The following is a 19,443-nucleotide window of genomic DNA, read 5'->3' as shown; positions in this document are numbered from 1 at the left end:
CGCACGGTGGGAAGAGGACGGCGAAGAGCGGGGACACTGGCGGCGGTGGCGGTGGCCGCGGCGCTGGCGGCGGGGTGCAGCGCCGGCTCCGAGAACGGCGCCGCGGACCGCGCGGCGGCGGCCCCGGCACAGGCCGCGGCCGGGGAGGCGGCCAAGGGGGACGCCCCGCCGGGCGGACCGGGTTCGGCCGCCTCGGCGGCGGCTCCCAATGCCGCCGCGACCGGGCAGCCCGCCGCGGCCCCGGTGGTGGACGCCCGGCAGATCGCGTACTCGGCGCAGCTGACGGTGCGGGTGGCCAAGGTGGACGAGACGCTGGACCGGGCCCGCGCGCTGGCGCTCGCCGCCGGCGGCTACGTGGCGAGCGAGACTGCGAGCGGCACCGGTCCCGGCACCGGCCCCGAGCCCGCGGCGACCGGTGTGCAGAGCGGGCAGCTCACGGTGAAGGTGCCGTCGGCGGCGTTCCAGCAGACGCTGGACCAGCTGGCCGCGCTCGGCGAGGTGGTGTCCCGGCGCAGCCAGGCGGAGGACCTGACCCAGCAGGTCGCGGACGTCAACAGCCGGATGCAGAGCCAGCAGGCGAGCGTGGACCGGGTGCGGGCGCTGATGGCGCAGGCGAAGTCGCTGGCCGAGATCGTCAGCCTGGAGAGCGAGCTGAGCCGCCGGGAGGCGGACCTGGAGTCACTGCAGAAGCAGGTGAAGGAGCTGTCGGCGCGGACCTCGCTGTCCACCGTCACGCTGGACGTGCGCCCGAAGCCGGACACCGCCCGGCCCGAGGCGCCGGCTCCGGAGGAGGACGACGACGGCTTCTGGGCCAAGGTCGGCTCGGCGCTGGGCGGCGGCTGGCACGTGCTGTTCCTGATCGTGCGCGGGCTGTTCGTGGCCGTGGCCGCGCTGCTGCCGTTCCTGCTGGTGGTGGTGCCGGTGGCGGCGGCGGTGTGGGCGGTGCGCCGCCGGTGGGCGCGTACGCCGCGCGAACGCGGTCGAGGTCGGGGCCAGGAGCCGATCCCGGGCTTCGCGCCGCCGCCGTCGTCCCCGCCCGGTGCCGAACAGGAACCGGGGCAGGGAGCGGCGCAGGACGACGAGCAGGATCAGGACGAGGGGTCACGGACGCCCTGACACCCGGTACGACGACGGCGGCGGTCCCCCTCCGGTCTCCCGGACGGGGCCCGCCGCCGTCGCGGTGGGTCGCGGTGGGTCAGCGGGCGCTGGCCTCGTGCACGAAGGCGACCAGGCGGGAGAGCGCGTCCGGGTCCATGGTGGGCAGCACGCCGTGGCCGAGGTTGAAGATGTGGCCGCTGGTGCCCAGCGCCTGCGCGGCGTGCAGCACCTCGCGGGCCTTGGTCTCGACGGCCCTGGTCGGCGCGAACAGCACCGCCGGGTCGAGGTTGCCCTGCAGGCCCTTGCCGGGGCCGACCCGCTCGGCGGCGACGTTCAGCGGCACCCGCCAGTCGACGCCGACCACGTCCGCGCCGGCCTGGCCCATCAGGCCGAGCAGCTCGCCGGTGCCGACGCCGAAGTGGATCCGCGGCACGCCGTAGCCGGCGACCGCGTCGAAGACCTTGGTGCTGGCCGGCATGACCGAGCGGCGATAGTCGTCCGGGGCGAGCGAGCCGACCCAGGAGTCGAACAGCTGGACGGCGGAGGCGCCGGCCTCGATCTGCACCTTGAGGAAGGCGGAGGTGATGTCGGCCAGCCGGTCGACCAGGGCGGCCCACAGCTCGGGCGCGCCGTACATCATGGCCTTGGTGTTCTCGTGGTTCTTGGACGGGCCGCCCTCGACCAGGTAGCTGGCCAGCGTGTAGGGGGCGCCGGCGAAGCCGATCAGCGGGGTGGAGCCGAGTTCGTCGACCAGCAGGCCGACCGCCTCGGTGATGTAGGGGACGTCGTCCGGCTCCAGCGGGCGCAGCCGCTTCAGGTCCTCGGCGGTGCGGATCGGGTCGGCGATGACCGGGCCGATGCCGGGCTTGATGTCGACGTCGATGCCGATCGCCTTGAGCGGGACCACGATGTCGCTGAAGAAGATCGCCGCGTCCACCTTGTGCCGCCGCACCGGCTGGAGGGTGATCTCCTTGACCAGCTCGGGCCGCATGCAGGACTCCAGCATGGGGATGCCCTCGCGGACCTTCAGGTACTCGGGCAGCGAGCGGCCGGCCTGGCGCATGAACCACACCGGGGTGTGCGGTACCGGCTCGTGCCGGCAGGCGCGCAGGAACGCCGAGTCGTACGCGGCGCCGCGGCGCGCGTCGGGCTGCTGACCGGGGGTGGCACCGGTCGGGGGGACTGCCGGGGTGGCTGCCGTGGTGTCTGCCGTCGTCTCGCTCACGCTCCAAATCTTCGCACGCGGCCCGGACCCGTCCGCCCCGTCGGCCTCGTCGGTTCCTCCAAGATCTGGCCGGTTTGCCGCTCCGGCGCGCCGCGCGGGAAGAAGTTGCGGCGATTACCCGCGTTTTCGACCTAGTCTTCGGGTCATGGCAGCGGTCGGAGGGCACCCCGCACAGGGTGGCGGAGCAGGTGGCGGAACGGGTCGGGAGGCGGCGCCGAGCGAGTTCCGGGCTGCCGTGGAGGCGTTCTCCGAGGCCCGGCTGCGCCCCGAGGTCGTCCTCTCCCCCGCCCCGGCGCCCCGCCGGCTGGCGCCGTTCTCCTTCGCGCTGACCGCGACCGTCGAGGTGGACGGCGAGGAGCTGGCCGACGGCCGGCTGGTGCTGCTGCACGACCCGGCCGGGCAGGAGGCCTGGAACGGGGACTTCCGGGTGGTCACCATGACCCGGGCCGAGCTGGAGCCGGAGATGGCCGGCGACCCGATGCTCTCCGAGGTCGGCTGGGCCTGGCTGCTGGACGCGCTGCAGGCGCACGGCGCCGGGTACGCGGAGCCGTCCGGCACGGTGAGCCTGTGCGCCTCGCAGTACTTCGGCGGGCTGGCGGACCGCGCTTCGAGCACCGAGATCGAGATCCGGGCGTCCTGGACGCCGGCCGACGGCCGTTTCGAGCGGCACCTGGCGGCCTGGGGGGACCTGCTCTGCATCAGCGCGGGCCTGCCGCCGGCCTCCCCGACCCCGTACTCCCCCGCGGACGTCACGTCACTCGGTGGAGTGGTTCCGATGCCGGCGCGGCGACGCCCCCGTTCGCACTGAGGAGTGGCGCCCGGCCCGGGCGTCATCGGTCGGCGCGCCGCCACCCCCAAGGCTGACAGAGTGTGACTTCAGGGCGGCTCTCCGTCAACAAATCGTTCGGAACTGACCGCTTTGCGCTGGATCTGATCGATTTTGTGCGATTTCCAAGCATGTCGCATCAGTCATCTGCGCGATTTGTCCGTATTGTGACTCACTAGATCGTGATCTTTCGCTAAAGCCGGGCACGGATGCTGCCGAAGCAGACTGTGACCCTTTCCGAACGCGGAACACTCCGACCGCCCCCTCGGGGTTCCGTCCGCCACTCCCGCAGGAGGCCTGGTGTCGGTCCTTCTTGAGCACCCCGCAAACGTGGTCGCCTACCGCCCGACCAAGCCCACCGCCATGGTGGTCATCGCCGATCCCCGCGTCCGAAACACCGTCACCCGTCACCTCTGGGCGCTCGGCGTCCGGGACGTGATCGAGGTGTCCTCGATCGCCGAGGCCCGTCCCCGGGTCTCCACCCCGCGCGACATCTGCGTCGCCGACGTCCACCTCCCCGACGGCTCCGGGCTCACCATCCTGGCCGAGACCCGTGCCGCCGGCTGGCCCAACGGCCTGGCGCTCTCCGCCGCCGACGACATCGGCGCCGTGCGCAGCGCGCTGGCCGGCGGCGTCAAGGGCTACGTGGTCACCGGTACCCGCACCAATGTCGCCATGCCGGGCCGCCCCGGCCTGCCGCTCGGTGCCGCCGGCCTGGCCGGGCGGATGCGCCGGCCCGGCATGCCGGGCATGCCGGGCGCGCACGGTGCGCCGGGCGCTCCCGGGGCACACGGCGCGCCGGGTGCGCAGCAGGCCGCGTACCGCGAGCTCTCCGGCCGCGAGGTGGAGGTGCTGCGGCTGGTGGCCGAGGGCCAGTCCAACAAGGCGATCGGCGTGGCGATGGGCCTCTCGGCGCTCACCGTGAAGAGCCACCTCGCCCGGATCGCCCGCAAGCTCGGCACCGGCGACCGCGCCGGGATGGTCGCGGTCGCGCTGCGCACCGGCATCATCCACTGAGCGGTCCGCCGCTGCGGCGGCCATGGAGGAACGTTTCCTCCGTGGCCGCCGCGGCGCGCTGAGGAGTACCCGGTTCGCCGCCGCGGCGGCGAACCGGCGGCCCCCGTCATCGGTCTGACCAGTCCGACAACACTCCCGGTCGCGGGGACCGTCGTACCCTTGGGGGGTGACCGACGCCGTAGCAGCCATCCCAGAAGAAGCAGCCCCGGTCCCGCTCCTCGAACCGAAGGAGGGGATCCCTCCGGTCGTGGCGGACGAGCAGGCGCTGGCCGCCACCATCGCCGCCTTCGCGGCGGGAACCGGACCGGTCGCCGTCGACGCCGAGCGGGCCTCCGGCTACCGCTACGGCCAGCGGGCGTACCTCATCCAGCTGCGCCGCGCGGGCGCCGGTACCGCGCTGATCGACCCGATCGCCTGCCCCGACCTCGGCGCACTGGGCGCGGCCCTCGCGGACACCGAGTGGGTGGTGCACGCCGCCACCCAGGATCTGCCCTGCCTGGCCGAGGTGGGCATGAGACCGGGGCGCCTGTTCGACACCGAGCTGGCCGGACGGATCGCCGGCTTCGCCCGGGTCGGACTCGGGCCGATGACCGAGAGCGTGCTCGGGCTGAGCCTGGCCAAGGAGCACTCCGCGGTCGACTGGTCCACCCGCCCGCTGCCCGAACCGTGGCTGCGCTACGCCGCTCTGGACGTCGAGGTGCTGGTCGAGCTGCGCAACGCACTCGAACGGGAGCTGGACGCCCAGGGCAAGCTCGACTGGGCCCTGGAGGAGTTCGCGGCGATCGCCGCGGCCCCCCGCCCGGCACCGCGCACCGACCCCTGGCGGCGCACCTCGCAGCTGCACAAGGTGCGCCGCCGCCGCCAGCTGGTCGTGGTGCGCGAGCTGTGGCTGGCCCGCGACCGGATGGCGCAGGACCGCGACGTCTCGCCGGGCCGGGTGCTGTCGGACGCCGCGATCGTCAACGCCGCGCTGGCCATGCCGCTCAACATCGCCGCGCTGCAGTCCGTCCAGGGCTTCGGGCCGCGGGTGCACCGGCGCCAGCTGGAGCAGTGGCTGGCCGCCGTCCAGCGCGGGCGGGAGGTGCCGGAGAACCAGCTGCCGCCGGCCGCCGCACCGCACGACGGCCCGCCGCCGCCGCGCGCCTGGGCCGAGAAGGACCCGGTGGCGGCCGCCCGGCTGAGCGGGGCGCGCGCCGCGGTGAGCGAGCTGGCCGAGCGCCACCACCTGCCGGCCGAGAACCTGATCACCCCGGACCTGGTCCGCCGGGTGTCCTGGGAGCCGCCGGCCGACGCCTCCGCGGCGAACGTGGCCGCGGCGCTGCGCCGGCTGGGCGCCCGCCAGTGGCAGGTGGACCTGGTCGCCCCGGTGGTCTCCACCGCCTTCGCCAAGGCGGCGGAGACGGCGGCGCAGCAGGGCTGAGCGGCGGAGGAGCAGGAGGAAGGGGATGTCGCCCGGTCGGGCGGCATCCCCTTCGGCGTTCCCCGCGGTGGCCGGTGCGGCGTCCGGTTCGGCGTTCCGTTCGGCGTTCCGTTCGGCGCTCGCCGAGCGGAACGTGTCCGGGGACACATCGCGAGAGTCGCCGGACAGGCCTGGGCAGGGTGGTTACCGGCGGGTAGCATAGCGGGGAAGCGGCGCCGCTCACATCCCCTCGTGCGATGGTGAGCGGCAGCCTGCCCACCTGAACCGTTGGTCCCTGGGAGGAGAGCCCCCGTGCCTCGTACCGTGAGGGACGTCGTCTTCGTCGATGGCGTCCGCACCCCGTTCGGCAAGGCCGGCCCGAAGGGCATCTACCACGAGACGCGCGCCGACGACCTGGTCGTCAAGTGCATCCGGGAGCTCGTGCGCCGTAACCCGAACCTGCCCGTCGAGCGCATCGACGAGGTCGCCATCGCGGCCACCACGCAGATCGGCGACCAGGGTCTGACCATCGGCCGCACCGCCGCGCTGCTGTCCGGCCTGCCGAAGTCCGTCCCCGGCTACGCGATCGACCGCATGTGCGCCGGCGCGCTGACCGCCGTGACCACCACCGCCGGCGGCATCGCCTTCGGCGCCTACGACGTGGTCGTGGCCGGCGGCGTGGAGCACATGGGCCGTCACCCGATGGGCGAGGGCGTCGACCCGAACCCGCGCTTCGTCTCCGAGAAGCTGGTCGACGAGTCCGCCCTGTTCATGGGCATGACCGCGGAGAACCTGCACGACCGGTTCCCGCACCTGACCAAGGAGCGCTGCGACGCCTACGCCGTGCGCTCGCAGGAGAAGGCCGCCAAGGCGTACGCCAACGGCGACATCCAGCCCGACCTGGTGCCGATCTCGATCCGCAACACCAACCCCGAGGTCGGCGAGACCGGCTGGGGCCTGGCCACCGTGGACGAGCCGATGCGCCCGGGCACCACGATGGAGAACCTGGCGGGGCTCAAGACCCCGTTCCGCCCGCACGGCAACATCACCGCGGGCAACTCGGCCGGCCTCAACGACGGTGCCACCGCCTCGCTGCTGGCCGCCGAGGACGTGGCCGAGGAGCTGGGCCTGCCGGTCAGGATGCGCCTGGTCTCGTTCGCCTTCGCCGGCGTCGAGCCCGAGGTGATGGGCATCGGCCCGGTGCCGGCCACCGAGAAGGCGCTGGCCAAGGCCGGTCTGACCATCGACGACATCGGCGCGTTCGAGGTCAACGAGGCCTTCGCCGTCCAGGTGCTGGCGTTCCTGGACCACTACGGCATCGCGGACGACGACGAGCGGGTCAACCCGTACGGCGGCGCGATCGCGTACGGCCACCCGCTGGCCTCCTCCGGCGTGCGCCTGATGAACCAGCTGGCCCGCCGCTTCGAGCAGCGCCCGGACATCCGCTACGGCCTCACCACGATGTGCATCGGCTTCGGCATGGGCGGCACGGTCATCTGGGAGAACCCGCATTGGAGCGGAGCGGAAGAGTCGTCTGCGTTCGAGGGCGGTAAGTGAACATGAGCACCACGACTGAGCTGCTGACCCGCGGCGCCGAGCTCTTCCCCGGCGAGGTCGTCACCACCGCGCACGTGCGGCACCTGGACCTGCCGCTGCAGGCCGGCCGGCTGGCCCTGATCACCCTGGACAACGGCTTCGACCACACCAAGCCGACCACCTTCGGCCCGGGCTCGCTGCTCAAGCTGGACGAGGCGCTGGACCAGGTCGAGGCGGAGGCCGCCGAGGGCGCCATCGTCGGTGCCGCGATCACCGGCAAGCCGTTCATCTTCGCGGTCGGCGCCGACCTCAAGGGCGTCGAGCTGCTCAAGGAGCACGCGGACGCGCTGGCCATCGGCAAGGGCGGCCACGAGGTCTTCAAGCGGATCGCCGCGCTGCCCGTCCCGACCTTCGCGTTCTACAACGGCGCGGCGATGGGCGGCGGCGTCGAGGTCGGCCTGCACTGCGACTACCGCACGGTGTCGGCGGGCGTCCCGGCGTTCTCGCTGCCCGAGGTCTTCCTCGGCCTCGTCCCCGGCTGGGGCGGCTGCAGCATCCTGCCGAACCTGATCGGCCCGGCCAAGGCCGTCAAGGTGATCATCGAGAACTCGATGGCGCAGAACAAGCAGCTCAAGGGCAAGGACGTGTTCGAGCTGGGGATCGCCGACGCGATCTTCGAGCCGGCCGACTTCCTGGAGCAGTCGCTGTTCTGGGCGGCCCGGGTGCTCAAGGGCGACCTGGTCGTCGAGCGCGAGGCGATCGACCGCGGCAAGGCCTGGGACGACGCCGTCGCCTGGGGCCGGCTGGTCGCCGACGCCAAGGTGCACGGGGCGGCCCCGGCCGCCTACCGGGCGCTGGACATCATCGCCCAGGTCAAGGACGAGAACCTGCAGGCCGGCTTCGACGCCGAGGACGCGGCGCTGGCCGACCTCATCATGGGCGGCGAGCTGCGCAGCGGCATCTACGCCTTCAACCTGGTGCAGCGCCGCGCCAAGCGCCCGGTCGGCGCCCCGGACAAGTCGCTGGCCCGCCCGGTCACCAAGGTCGGCGTCGTCGGCGCCGGTCTGATGGCCTCGCAGCTGGCGCTGCTGTTCGCCCGCCGTCTGGAGGTGCCGGTGGTCCTCACCGACATCGACCAGGAGCGCGTCGACAAGGGCGTGGGCTACGTCCACGCCGAGATCGACAAGCTGCTGGAGAAGGGCCGGATCGGCAAGGACAAGTCCAACCGCCTCAAGGGCCTGGTCTCCGGCTCGCTGGACAAGGCCGTGGCCTTCGGCGACGCCGACTTCGTGATCGAGGCCGTGTTCGAGGAGATGGGCGTCAAGCAGACCGTCTTCGCGGACCTGGAGAACGTGGTCTCGCCGACCTGCGTGCTGGCGACCAACACCTCCTCGCTGTCGGTCACCGAGATGGCCTCGAAGCTGAAGCACCCGGAGCGGGTCGTCGGCTTCCACTTCTTCAACCCGGTCGCGATCCTGCCGCTGCTGGAGATCGTCCGCGGCGAGCAGACCGACGACGCCTCGCTGGCCACCGCCTTCGGCGTCTCGAAGAAGCTGCGGAAGACCTCGGTGCTGGTCAAGGACGCCCCGGCGTTCGTGGTCAACCGGGTCCTGACCCGCTTCATGGGCGAGATCCAGAACATCATCGACGAGGGCACCCCGATCGCCACCGTCGAGAAGGGCGTCGAGCCGCTCGGCCTGCCGATGTCCCCGATCGTGCTGCTGGAGCTGGTCGGCCCGGCCATCGCCCTGCACGTCTCGGAGACCCTGCACGGCGCGTTCCCGGAGCGGTTCACCGTCTCCGAGAACCTCGGCAAGGTGGTCAAGGCCGGCAAGCGCGGCTTCTACACCTGGGTGGACGGGCAGCAGGTCCTCGACCCCGAGGTGCTGGAGCTGCTCTCCTTCGGCGACACCGTGCTGACCGAGGAGCAGGTCCTCGGCCGCGCCCTGGAGGCCGTCGCGCAGGAGATCGGCCTGATGCTGGAGGAGGGTGTCGTCGCCGAGGCGCAGGACATCGACCTCTGCATGATCACCGGCGCCGGCTGGCCCTTCCACCTGGGCGGGATCACCCCGTACCTGGACCGTGAGGGCGTCTCGGAGCGGGTGAACGGCAAGCGCTTCCTCGCCCCGGGTACGGCCTCCGTGCCCGCCTAGGCGAACAACGGAGGGCCCCGGTGACCGGATCCGGTCACCGGGGCCCTTTGTGTCGGGCACGGGGCCGCTCAGCGCTTGAGGCGGTAGACGACGGTGTCGGCGAAGACGCCGACCATCTCGTAGTGGGTGTCCAGCAGGTTCTCGATCTTCGGGATCATGCCGGGCTGGTACGGCGCGAGGCCGGAGTCGTCGACGACGACCTCGGGCAGGCTCTTGGCGATCTCCTGGTCGAAGGTCTGCCAGGCGTTGGCCATCGAGAACTGCTCGCCGACGTTGAGGCTGCCGTCCTTGCCGCCGCTGTAGTTGGTCAGGAAGCCCGCGGTGAGGTAGCGGGTGGCGGGCTTGCGGTCGGCCAGCCAGTACAGCTCCGGGTGCATGCCCCAGACCAGCACGGTGTCCTTGGGGGTGGTCTGCGCGGCGACCGCGGTGGCGACCTCGGTGGTGCGGTCCAGCCGCTCCCCCGGCCAGGCCAGCGCCAGGCCCCAGAAGACGGTGGCGGCGGCCGTGGTGTACAGCAGCACGGGCTTCCAGCGGACGGCCGAGGTGGCGATCGCTCCGGTGCCCAGCAGCACCAGCGGGGGCATCAGCTGGAGGTAGTAGTGGCCGAAGAAGTGGAAGCCCATGCTGACCGCCACGACCGAGGAGAGCAGCCACACCCACAGGTCGGTGGTGGAGCCGTGCTCCTCGCCGGCGACCGGCAGCGGGCGGTGCCGGTGCTTCAGCCAGAGCCGGCGGCCGACCGGCAGCAGGAAACCGAGGCCGGCGCCGAGCAGGATCGCCGAGTTGCCGAGCGCCCGGCCGAGCATCTGCAGCCAGGCGCCGCCGACGGTGGCGTAGTCGCCGCTGCCGGTGACCACCCAGAACAGGAAGCCCTTGGGCTTGGTGAGGATCACCGCGACCAGCGCTATCGGCAGGGTGAAGCCGAAGCCGATCTTGAGCAGCGCGGGGATCCAGCGCACGCCGCGCCGGCGGGCGTCCTGGAAGAGCATCCAGAGCACCGGCAGCAGCACCGCGCCGCCGGTCTGCTTGGTCAGCGAGCAGAGGGCCACCGCGATGCCGGCGGCCAGCCAGCGGCGGCGCTCGGCGTAGCGGAAGGCGGCCACCATGGCGGGCAGCATGAAGACCTCGAAGGTCGCCGCCTGGGTGTCCTCCGGGGAGAGCCCGATGGAGACCAGCAGGTAGAGCAGGCCCGCGCCGACGCCGGCCCGGTTGCCCCAGCGGCCGCGGGCGATCGAGGCCAGCAGGATCGCGGTGACCAGGTGGGCGACCACCGCCAGGGTGCGCAGCGGCCAGAGCGAGGCGGAGCCGAAGACGGCGAAGCAGGCCTGGTAGAGCCAGGGCAGCAGCGGCGGCTTGCGGTCCACCACGGTGTCGTAGAGCACGCCGCCGTCGGCGAGCATCCGGGCCTGGGTGGCCAGGAAGCCCTCGTCGGGGCTCCAGACCGGGCGGATGAAGGACGGCAGGTGGGTGAGCAGGGCGACCAGCGCCAGCAGCGGCACCAGGCGCGTCCAGTAGCCGGCCTTCACGCGCTCCCAGCCGTCGGCCGGGGGTACCCCCAAGGGAAGGCGCTCGGCGAGCGCGGTCAGGCGGGATCGGGTGGGGGTCGGCACGGATGACAACCTACCGGGCGGGATCGGCGCCGGCAGCGCCGGTCCCGCCTTTGGTGCGATTATCAGCCCCCACCGAGTGTGACTGTTGCAGAGCTGTCACACACGGGTCGGGGGTGACGTGGTGCGGGAGACGGTCAGGCGTCGACGGCGACGTCGAGGCGCGAGACCAGGGTGGCCACCCGGCGGGCGAGGTCCGGGGCGGTGAGGCCGATCTCGGCGAGGATCTCGGCCCGCGAGGCGTGGTCCAGGAACTCCTGCGGGATGCCGAAGTCGCGCAGCGGCAGGTCCACGTCCGCGTCGCGCAGCGCCTGGGCGATCGCCGCGCCGACGCCGCCGGCCCGGCCGTTGTCCTCGACCGTGACGACCACCCGGTGCTCGGCGGCCAGGCCGGGCAGCGCCGGGTCGACCGGCTTGACCCAGCGCGGGTCCACCACGGTCGAGCTGATGCCCTGGGCGGCCAGCAGGTCGGCCACCTCCAGGCACATCGGGGCGAGCGCGCCGACCGAGACGATCAGCACGTCGGCCCGGCGGCCCTCCTCGGCGTCCGGGCTGGTGCGCAGCAGGTCCATGCCGCCGACCTTGCCGACCGCCGGGACGGCCGGGCCGACCGTGCCCTTGGAGTAGCGGACCACGGTCGGGGCGTCCTTGACCTCGACGGCCTCGCGCAGCTGGGCGCGCAGCTGGTCGGCGTCGCGCGGGGCGGCGAGCCGCAGGCCGGGGATCACCTGGAGGATCGACATGTCCCACATGCCGTTGTGCGAGGCACCGTCGTCGCCGGTGACGCCGGCCCGGTCCAGCGTGAAGGTGACGCCCAGCTTGTGCAGGGCGACGTCCATCAGGACCTGGTCGAAGGCGCGGTTGAGGAAGGTCGCGTAGACCGCGAAGACCGGGTGCAGCCCGCCGGTGGCCAGGCCCGCGGCGCTGGTGACGGCGTGCTGCTCGGCGATGCCGACGTCGAAGATGCGGTCCGGGAAGGCCTCGGCGAACGGCGCCAGGCCCACCGGGTGGAGCATCGCGGCGGTGATGCCGACGATGTCCTCGCGCTCGTGGCCGAGCGCGACCATCTCCTCGGCGAAGACCGAGGTCCAGCTCCGGCCGCCGGAGCTCTTGATCGGCAGGCCGGTCTCCGGGTGGATCACGCCGACCGCGTGGAAGCGGTCCTCGTCGTTGTTCTCGGCGGCGTGGTAGCCGCGGCCCTTCTCGGTGAGGCAGTGCACGATCACCGGGCCGCCGAAGCCGCGCGCCTTGGTGAGCGCGGACTCCAGGGCGGTGAGGTCGTGGCCGTCGATCGGGCCGATGTACTTGAGGCCGAGGTCCTCGAACATGCCCTGCGGGGCGATGAAGTCCTTCAGGCCCTTCTTGGCGCCGTGCAGGGTCTCGAAGAGCTGCTGGCCGACCACCGGGGTGCGCTGCAGCGCGTCCTTGCCCCAGGACAGGAAGCGCTCGTAGCCCTGGGTGGTGCGCAGGGTGGCGAGGTGGTTGGCCATGCCGCCGATGGTCGGCGAGTAGGAGCGCTCGTTGTCGTTGACGACGATGACGAGCGGGCGGTCCTTGGCGTCGGCGATGTTGTTGAGCGCCTCCCAGGCCATGCCGCCGGTCAGCGCGCCGTCGCCGATCACGGCCACCACCGGGTCGTTCTTCCCGAGCAGCTCGTTGGCCTTGGCCAGGCCGTCGGCGTAGGAGAGGACGGTGGAGGCGTGCGAGTTCTCGATCACGTCGTGCTCGGACTCGGCGCGCGAGGGGTAGCCGGACAGGCCGCCCTTGGTCCGCAGCCCGGAGAAGTCCTGGCGGCCGGTGAGCAGCTTGTGGACGTAGCTCTGGTGGCCGGTGTCGAAGAGGATGCGGTCGCGCGGGGAGTCGAACACCCGGTGCAGCGCGATGGTGAGCTCCACCACGCCGAGGTTCGGGCCGAGGTGGCCGCCCGTCTTGGAGACCTCGGTCACCAGGAAGGTCCGGATCTCCTCGGCCAGGGTGGCCAGCTGTCCGGGCGTGAGCCGGTCGAGATCGCGCGGTCCCCGAATGCGGGTCAGCAGGGCCACCCGTTCCTCCTCGTTCAGTGTTCGCGGACCGCGGGGGCCCGACGGGCGTCGCCGCCCGGTGTCGACCGGTCGAGTCTAATGTCCGCCTACCGAACACCGGGCGGGGTGTCCGGTACCGACGGCCGGTACGCGCCAGTCACCTCGACGGTCACTCCTTCGAGTGGACGGGCACACCCGGCGTGTCGGTGCGCCGCGGACGGACCGGACGGCGGGGCCCCGGGACCGGCCCGCGGCGGCCGGGGCGTGCCTACGGGCGGGCGATCGCGAGCGCGCTGGAGTCACCGGCCTCGCTCATCACCAGCGCGAGCGCGCCCAGCACCTCGGCGCGCCCGCCCAGGGTGCCCGGGACCACCGACAGCTGGCGGGCGGCACTGGGGATCGCGTAGCGGGCCACCGAGTCGCGGATCGGCGCGAGCACCAGCTCACCGGCCTCGGCGAGGTCTCCGCCGAGGATCACCCGGCGCGGGTTGAGCAGATTGCACAGGGTGGCCACGCCGGTGCCGATCTGCCGGCCGGCGTCGGCGATCACCCGGCGGCAGCCGAGGTCGCCCTCGTGGGCCAGCTCCACCACCCGGGGCAGGGTGAGCCCGGTGCCGAGGGTGGGGGTGAGCAGGTTCAGGAGGTAGCGGGAGCCGACGAAGGTCTCCAGGCAGCCCCGGTTGCCGCAGCGGCAGACCGGGCCCGCCTCGTCCAGGGTGATGTGGCCGATCTCTCCGGCGGTGCCGCCCGGCCCCCGGTAGATGTGCCCGTTGACCACCAGGCCGGCGCCGACGCCGCTGGCCACCTTGATGTAGGCGAGATCGTTCAGGCCCCGGCCGGCGCCCCAGACCAGCTCGCCGAGCGCGCCGAGGTTGGCGTCGTTGTCGACGTGCACCGGCAGGCCGAGCCGCTCGGCCAGCTCGCGGCCGGGGGCGATGCCGGTCCAGCCCGGCAGGATCGCGGTGGAGCCCAGCGCGCCGGTCTCCACGTCGATCGGGCCGGGGACGCCCAGGCCCACGCCGATCACCTTGTCGGCGCGGAAGCCGGCCTCCGCGAGCAGCCGCTCGACCAGGGCCTCGGCACGGTCGAAGCCCTGCGCGGCGGAGACGTCGACGTCCATCGGGGCGCTCTCCTCGGCGAGCACCCGGTGGGCGAGATTGCCGACGGCGACCCTCAGATGGGTGTGGCCGAAATCGATCCCCACCACGATGCCCGCGTCCCCGCTGAGCGAGACGCTGCGGGCACGCCGGCCGCCGGCGGAGGTGTCGGCGACCACGACGGTGCCGCTCTCCTTCAGTTCCCGGACGATGTTGGACACGGTGGCCGCCGAGAGGCCGGTCCCGCGGGCGATCTCGGCCTGCGTCAGCGAGCCGGCCATCCGCACCGCGCGGAGCACCCGCTCCAGGTTGGCCCGGTGCAGCGAGGACTGCGAACCCGGAGTGTCCGTCGACATGATCCACCCTCCCAAGGGCGCGGGACCCCTCCGCCGGGCGTCCCCTTCAAGTCCTGAAGCCTAGGGCCTGCCGGATGGTGAAGGCACGGGGGAGGGACGGCGAAGGGCCGGTGAGCACACCCGGGAGGACAGGGGCGGCCGGCGGGGGCGGAGGGCGGCCGCGGGCCAGGTCGGCGGGGGTGCCGGAGGGTTGACATCGCCCCAGGTCGGCGCGGAGGCGGACGGGGTCGCGGGTTCCGCCGCCCGTCCGAAAACCGGCCCCCCGTACGATGGTGCCCAATCTCACCCGTCCCGCCGGACACGGACGTGCGCCGGCCACGGGACGCTTCCAGACAAGACGGGGCATCAGATGGCAGGGGATCACCCCATACCGGGGGCTGGCGAAGCTCCGGGCGGCGGACCGGACAACCGGGGCGTCTCGTTCGGACGCAAGCCGGGCGGCGTCGACCCGGCGGCCGTGGCGGACCAGCAGACACAGCTCGACGGGGCGGCGGTCCCCGGCCAGGCCGCGCCGCCGGCCCCGGCCGCTCCGCCCGCCCCGCCGGCGGCTCCGCCCGCCCCGCCCGCCCCGGCGGCGGGCGGGTACGCGTACGCGCCCACCGCCCCCGCCTTCCCCGCGCAGGGAGCCGCCCAGGGACCGGCGCCGGTCGGCCCGTACGACCCGGCGCCCGGCCAGCCGCAGTTCGGCGCCCCGGCCGCGGGCCAGCAGCCGTACGGCTACGCCGCGCCGCCGCCCGCCGACGGCGGCGCGGCCGGGTACGGCTACCCGCAGCAGGGCGGCTACGGCTACCCGGGTGCCCCGGTGCCGGCCCCGCCGAAGCAGCGCAACCCCGTGATGGTCTGGGGCGGCATCATCGGCGGCGTACTGGCGATCGCCATCGTCGCCGCGCTGGTCGTGCTGTTCACCGACAACAAGAAGACGGACGACCCGCCGGCCGCCTCCGGCGGCACCACCGGCGGCCAGGTCACCGGTGGCGGCGGAACCACGCCGGACGTCAGCAACAGCGTCAGCGCACCGCCGACGACCGCCGGCGGCACCGGCGGCACCACCGGCGGCGGGGGCGGTGGCAAGGCCGGCGCCTACAACCTGGGCTGGGCGGCCGACAAGCCGGCCAGCTCGGTCAGCGGCTCCACCCGGCTGCTCGCCATCTGGGGCGCCGACAAGATCGCCGTGCGCGCCGACACCACCGGCATCCGCGCCGTCAACACCGCCGACGGCAAGGAGGCCTGGAGCATCCCGGTGCCGTCCGGCGCCAAGGAGTTCTGCAGCGCCTCGTACAGCGCCAACTCCAAGCACGTCGCCGCGGTCGCGCTGAACACCGGTGACAGCGACTGCTCCACCATCGCCGCCGTCGACCTCACCACGGGCAAGCTGTCGTGGAGCGCCAAGGTCGGGCAGAACAAGATGGTCGCCCCCACCCTGAGCATCACCGACAAGGTCATCGGCATCGGCGCCAACACGGCCGCCGCGGTGAACGTCTCCGACGGCTCCGCGGTCTGGGCGTTCCAGCCGCGCGAGAAGAACTGCAGCGTCTACGGCACCGCCGCCGGCGCGCAGATCGTGGTCACCGACAGCTGCTACGGCGTCAACACCACCGTCAAGTCGCAGCTGGTGATCCTGGAGACGGAGACCGGCAAGGTCGCCTCACCCGCGCCGATCACCCTGACCGGCAGCATCGAGCGGGTCGACAAGGTCCTCTCCGACCAGCCGCTGGTGCTGTCGATGGCCAACGGCTCGAACGGCGACTACGTGCTGCCGTTCGACAAGACCAACAAGCCGGGCACCCAGATGCCCGTCAAGGAGCCCGGCTACGACAGCCTGCGGCTCAGCGGCCTGGCCGACGCCTTCACCCAGAGCGTGGTCAGCGGCAGCACGCTGTACGTGCAGACCAACCCGACCAAGCCGGCGATCAACGCCTACGACCTGAACAGCGGCAAGCGGCTCTGGTCCACCGACGGCAAGGCCAAGGACGGGATCCGGCTGGTCTCCGGCACCGACAAGGACGGCCGGGTCCGGGCCATCCTGGACATGGGCTACGGCAACGACGCCAAGCTGGTGACGCTGGCCGCCGCCGACGGCGCGGTGAGCGAGCTCGGCAACGTCACCGTCAACTCGACCTTCACCATCGGCATGAGCAGCAACGAGTTCGTCCTGAACTCGGACGGGTCGCTGTACGGGTTCTCCCGCGGCAGCTTCGACTCCCCCGTGTTCAAGTACGTCAAGAAGTAACGGGTCCGCGGGCGGGGCGGCGGGGACCGACGAGTCCCTGCCGCCCCGCCCGTCCCGTATCCGGGCACATTCCGGCGGACCGGGCGGACCGGCATGGCAGGATGCCAGACATCAGCCTGACGAAGGAGTCCTGCGAGTGCCCGGCACCAACCTGACCCGCGAGGAGGCCCGCACCCGGGCCGACCTCCTGCACGTGGACGCGTACGACATCGAGCTCGACCTGAGCTCGGCCCGAGAGGGGGGCACGTTCCGGTCCACCACCGTGGTCCGGTTCACCGCCACCACCCCGGGCGCGGCCACTTTCATCGACCTGGTCGCCCCGAGCGTCGAGGAGATCGTCCTCAACGGCGAGCGCCTCGACACCGCCGGCTTCGCCGACAGCCGGATCGCGCTGCCGGGCCTCGCCGCCGAGAACGAGCTGCGCGTCGTCGCGAACTGCGCCTACACCAACACCGGCGAGGGCCTGCACCGGTTCGTCGACCCGGTCGACGGCGAGACCTACCTGTACACCCAGTTCGAGGTGCCGGACGCCCGCCGGGTCTTCGCCAACTTCGAGCAGCCCGACCTGAAGGCCGCGTTCACCTTCACGGTGACCGCGCCCGCCGGCTGGAGCGTGATCTCCAACTCGCCCACCCCCGAGCCGGAGGGCGAGGGGGACGCGCGGGTCTGGCGCTTCGCCCCGACCGGCCGCATCTCCTCCTACATCACCGCCCTCATCGCGGGCCCCTACGTCGGGGTCTTCGACGCCTACGAGAACGGCGAGCAGAAGGTGCCGCTGGGCATCTACTGCCGGCCCTCGCTGCGCGAGTTCCTGGACGCCGAGGCGATCTTCGAGGTCACCAAGCAGGGCTTCGACTACTTCCAGGAGAAGTTCGACTTCCCCTACCCGTTCCCCAAGTACGACCAGCTGTTCGTGCCGGAGTTCAACGCCGGCGCGATGGAGAACGCGGGCGCCGTCACCCTGCGCGACCAGTACGTGTTCCGGTCCAAGGTGACCGACGCCGCGTACGAGGCCCGCGCCGCGACGATCCTGCACGAGCTGGCCCACATGTGGTTCGGCAACCTCGTCACCATGGAGTGGTGGAACGACCTCTGGCTGAACGAGTCGTTCGCGACCTACGCCGAGGCGGTCTGCCAGGCCGAGTCGCCCGCCTCGCGCTGGCCCAACTCCTGGACCACCTTCGCCAACCAGATGAAGACCTGGGCGTACCGGCAGGACCAGCTGCCGTCCACCCACCCGATCATGGCGGAGATCAACGACCTGGAGGACGTCCAGGTCAACTTCGACGGCATCACCTACGCCAAGGGCGCCTCGGTGCTCAAGCAGCTGGTGGCCTACGTCGGCCAGGACGCCTTCTTCGAGGGCGTGCGCGCCTACTTCAAGCGGCACGCCTGGGGCAACACCCGGCTCGGCGACCTGCTCGGCGCGCTGGAGGAGGCCAGTGGACGCGACCTCAAGGCCTGGTCCGCCGCCTGGCTGGAGACCGCCGGCATCAACGTGCTGCGCCCCGCGCTGACCCTGAACACCGACGGCGAGATCGAGTCCTTCGCCGTGCTCCAGGAGGCCCCGGCGCTCCCCGCCGGCGCCAAGGGCGAGGCCGTGCTGCGCCCGCACCGGATCGCCATCGGCCTCTACGAGCTGACCGACGGCGCGCTGGTGCGCACCGACCGGATCGAGCTGGACGTCGACGGCCCGCGCACCGAGGTGCCGCAGCTGGTCGGCCGGCACCGCCCGGCCGTGGTCCTGCTGAACGACGACGACCTGTCCTACGCCAAGGTCCGGCTGGACGAGGACTCGCTGGCCGTGGTCACCGAGCACCTCGGCGGCTTCACCGACGCGCTGCCGCGCGCGCTGTGCTGGGCCTCCGCCTGGGACATGACCCGCGACGGTGAGCTGGCCGCCCGCGACTACCTGACGCTCGCCCTCTCCGGCCTGCCGCGCGAGAGCGACATCGGCGTCGTCCAGTCGGTGCACCGCCAGGTCAAGCTGGCGCTGGACGCCTACGCCGACCCGGCCTGGCGCGAGGTGGGCCTGGCCCGCTGGGCCGAGGCCGCCGAGGAGGCGCTGCGCGCCGCCGAGCCGGGCAGCGACCACCAGCTGGCCTGGGCCCGCGCGCTGGCCGGCGTCGCCCGGACCGAGGGTCAGCTCGACCTGCTCGCCGGTCTGCTGGACGGCACCGCGCAGATCCCCGGCCTGGCCGTGGACACCGAGCTGCGCTGGACCCTGCTGGGCCGGCTCGCCGCGACCGGCCGGGCCGACGAGGCCGAGATCTCGGCCGAGCTGGAGCGCGACAACACCGCGGCCGGCCAGGAGCACGCGGCCAGCTGCCGCGCCGCCCGCCCGACCATCGAGGCCAAGGCCGCGGCCTGGAGGAGCGTGGTGGAGTCGGACGAGCTGACCAACTACGTGCAGGCGGCGGTGATCGGCGGCTTCCAGCAGGCCGACCAGCGCGCCCTGCTCGCGCCGTACGCGGAGAAGTACTTCGCCGCGGTGAAGGGCGTCTGGGAGAGCCGCAGCCACGAGATCTCGCAGCAGATCATCGTCGGGCTGTACCCGGCGCTGCTGGTCGAGCAGGCCACGCTGGACGCCACCGACGCGTGGCTGGCCTCGGCCGAGCCGGCGCCGGCGCTGCGGCGCCAGGTCGTCGAGGCGCGGGCCGGCGTGGAGCGGGCGCTGAAGGCGCAGGACGCCGACCGGGCCGCCGCGGAGCGCTGATCCGGCCGTTCCCTCCCCCCTCCGCGCGTCCCCGTGCGGAGGGGGGAGGGAACGAGCGAGGGGGGGGGCGGCCCGGGGCGGGGCCCCCCCCGCCAGCATGCCCGGGCCACCCGGCGCCGGCGGGCCCGGGCGGACCCCGCCCCCCCCGGAGAGCGCGGCGGC

Annotated in this window: 12 protein-coding genes; 8 read left to right on the top strand and 4 right to left on the bottom strand. The window is 73.1% G+C overall.

The genetic code is table 11. The annotated features are described in order from the left end of the window. Positions 1 to 45: 45 nt before the first annotated feature. Positions 46 to 1,116 (top strand): DUF4349 domain-containing protein, encoded by a 1,071-nt coding sequence (locus ACFU9E_RS13720; RefSeq protein ID WP_380684032.1) that lies wholly within the window; start codon positions 46 to 48, stop codon positions 1,114 to 1,116. Positions 1,117 to 1,195: 79 nt separating this feature from the next. On the opposite strand, the gene hemE is transcribed toward ACFU9E_RS13720, so the two are convergent. Further along, the gene (hemE, locus tag ACFU9E_RS13715) at positions 1,196 to 2,209 is read right to left on the bottom strand and encodes a uroporphyrinogen decarboxylase (protein WP_355369234.1); all 1,014 of its coding nucleotides are present in this window, start codon (positions 2,207 to 2,209) and stop codon (positions 1,196 to 1,198) included. A gap of 259 nt (positions 2,210 to 2,468) precedes the next feature. Here hemE and ACFU9E_RS13710 point away from each other — a divergent pair, with 259 nt between their 5' ends. The 5 genes from ACFU9E_RS13710 (at position 2,469) to ACFU9E_RS13690 (ending at position 9,254) form a co-directional block, all read left to right on the top strand. Continuing rightward, positions 2,469 to 3,131 carry a DUF3000 domain-containing protein gene (locus ACFU9E_RS13710; RefSeq protein ID WP_355369196.1) on the top strand — a complete coding sequence of 221 codons (663 nt, stop codon included), beginning with the start codon at positions 2,469 to 2,471 and terminating at the stop codon, positions 3,129 to 3,131. 318 nt (positions 3,132 to 3,449) lie between these two features. Further along, entirely contained in the window at positions 3,450 to 4,166 is a 717-nt protein-coding gene (locus ACFU9E_RS13705) for a response regulator transcription factor (RefSeq protein WP_355369198.1), read from the top strand. 166 nt (positions 4,167 to 4,332) lie between these two features. After that, positions 4,333 to 5,586 (top strand): HRDC domain-containing protein, encoded by a 1,254-nt coding sequence (locus ACFU9E_RS13700; protein WP_380688542.1) that lies wholly within the window; start codon positions 4,333 to 4,335, stop codon positions 5,584 to 5,586. 291 nt (positions 5,587 to 5,877) lie between these two features. Then, the gene (locus ACFU9E_RS13695; RefSeq protein ID WP_380688540.1) at positions 5,878 to 7,122 is read left to right on the top strand and encodes a thiolase family protein; all 1,245 of its coding nucleotides are present in this window, start codon (positions 5,878 to 5,880) and stop codon (positions 7,120 to 7,122) included. A gap of 2 nt (positions 7,123 to 7,124) precedes the next feature. Beyond that, a complete protein-coding gene (locus ACFU9E_RS13690) occupies positions 7,125 to 9,254 on the top strand; it encodes a 3-hydroxyacyl-CoA dehydrogenase NAD-binding domain-containing protein (protein ID WP_380688538.1) in 2,130 nt (709 codons plus the stop codon). 68 nt (positions 9,255 to 9,322) lie between these two features. Here the strand turns inward: ACFU9E_RS13690 and ACFU9E_RS13685 are convergent, their stop codons facing one another. The 3 genes from ACFU9E_RS13685 to ACFU9E_RS13675 form a co-directional block, all read right to left on the bottom strand. Continuing rightward, a complete protein-coding gene (locus tag ACFU9E_RS13685; protein WP_380688196.1) occupies positions 9,323 to 10,864 on the bottom strand; it encodes an ArnT family glycosyltransferase in 1,542 nt (513 codons plus the stop codon). 134 nt (positions 10,865 to 10,998) lie between these two features. After that, on the bottom strand, positions 10,999 to 12,903 hold the full coding sequence (gene dxs, locus ACFU9E_RS13680) for a 1-deoxy-D-xylulose-5-phosphate synthase (RefSeq protein ID WP_380688194.1): 1,905 nt from the start codon (positions 12,901 to 12,903) through the stop codon (positions 10,999 to 11,001). 247 nt (positions 12,904 to 13,150) lie between these two features. Further along, entirely contained in the window at positions 13,151 to 14,335 is a 1,185-nt protein-coding gene (locus ACFU9E_RS13675; protein ID WP_355369210.1) for an ROK family transcriptional regulator, read from the bottom strand. Between the two features lie 457 nt (positions 14,336 to 14,792). On the opposite strand from ACFU9E_RS13675, the gene ACFU9E_RS13670 reads away from it, so the two are divergent. Then, a complete protein-coding gene (locus ACFU9E_RS13670) occupies positions 14,793 to 16,565 on the top strand; it encodes a PQQ-binding-like beta-propeller repeat protein (protein ID WP_380715010.1) in 1,773 nt (590 codons plus the stop codon). 136 nt (positions 16,566 to 16,701) lie between these two features. Next, positions 16,702 to 19,281 (top strand): aminopeptidase N, encoded by a 2,580-nt coding sequence (gene pepN, locus ACFU9E_RS13665; RefSeq protein WP_380689869.1) that lies wholly within the window; start codon positions 16,702 to 16,704, stop codon positions 19,279 to 19,281. Positions 19,282 to 19,443 lie beyond the last annotated feature (162 nt).

The organism is Kitasatospora sp. NPDC057595 (assembly GCF_042800875.1).
GTDB lineage: Bacteria > Actinomycetota > Actinomycetes > Streptomycetales > Streptomycetaceae > Kitasatospora.
This window is presented reverse-complemented; position numbering and strand designations above follow the sequence as displayed.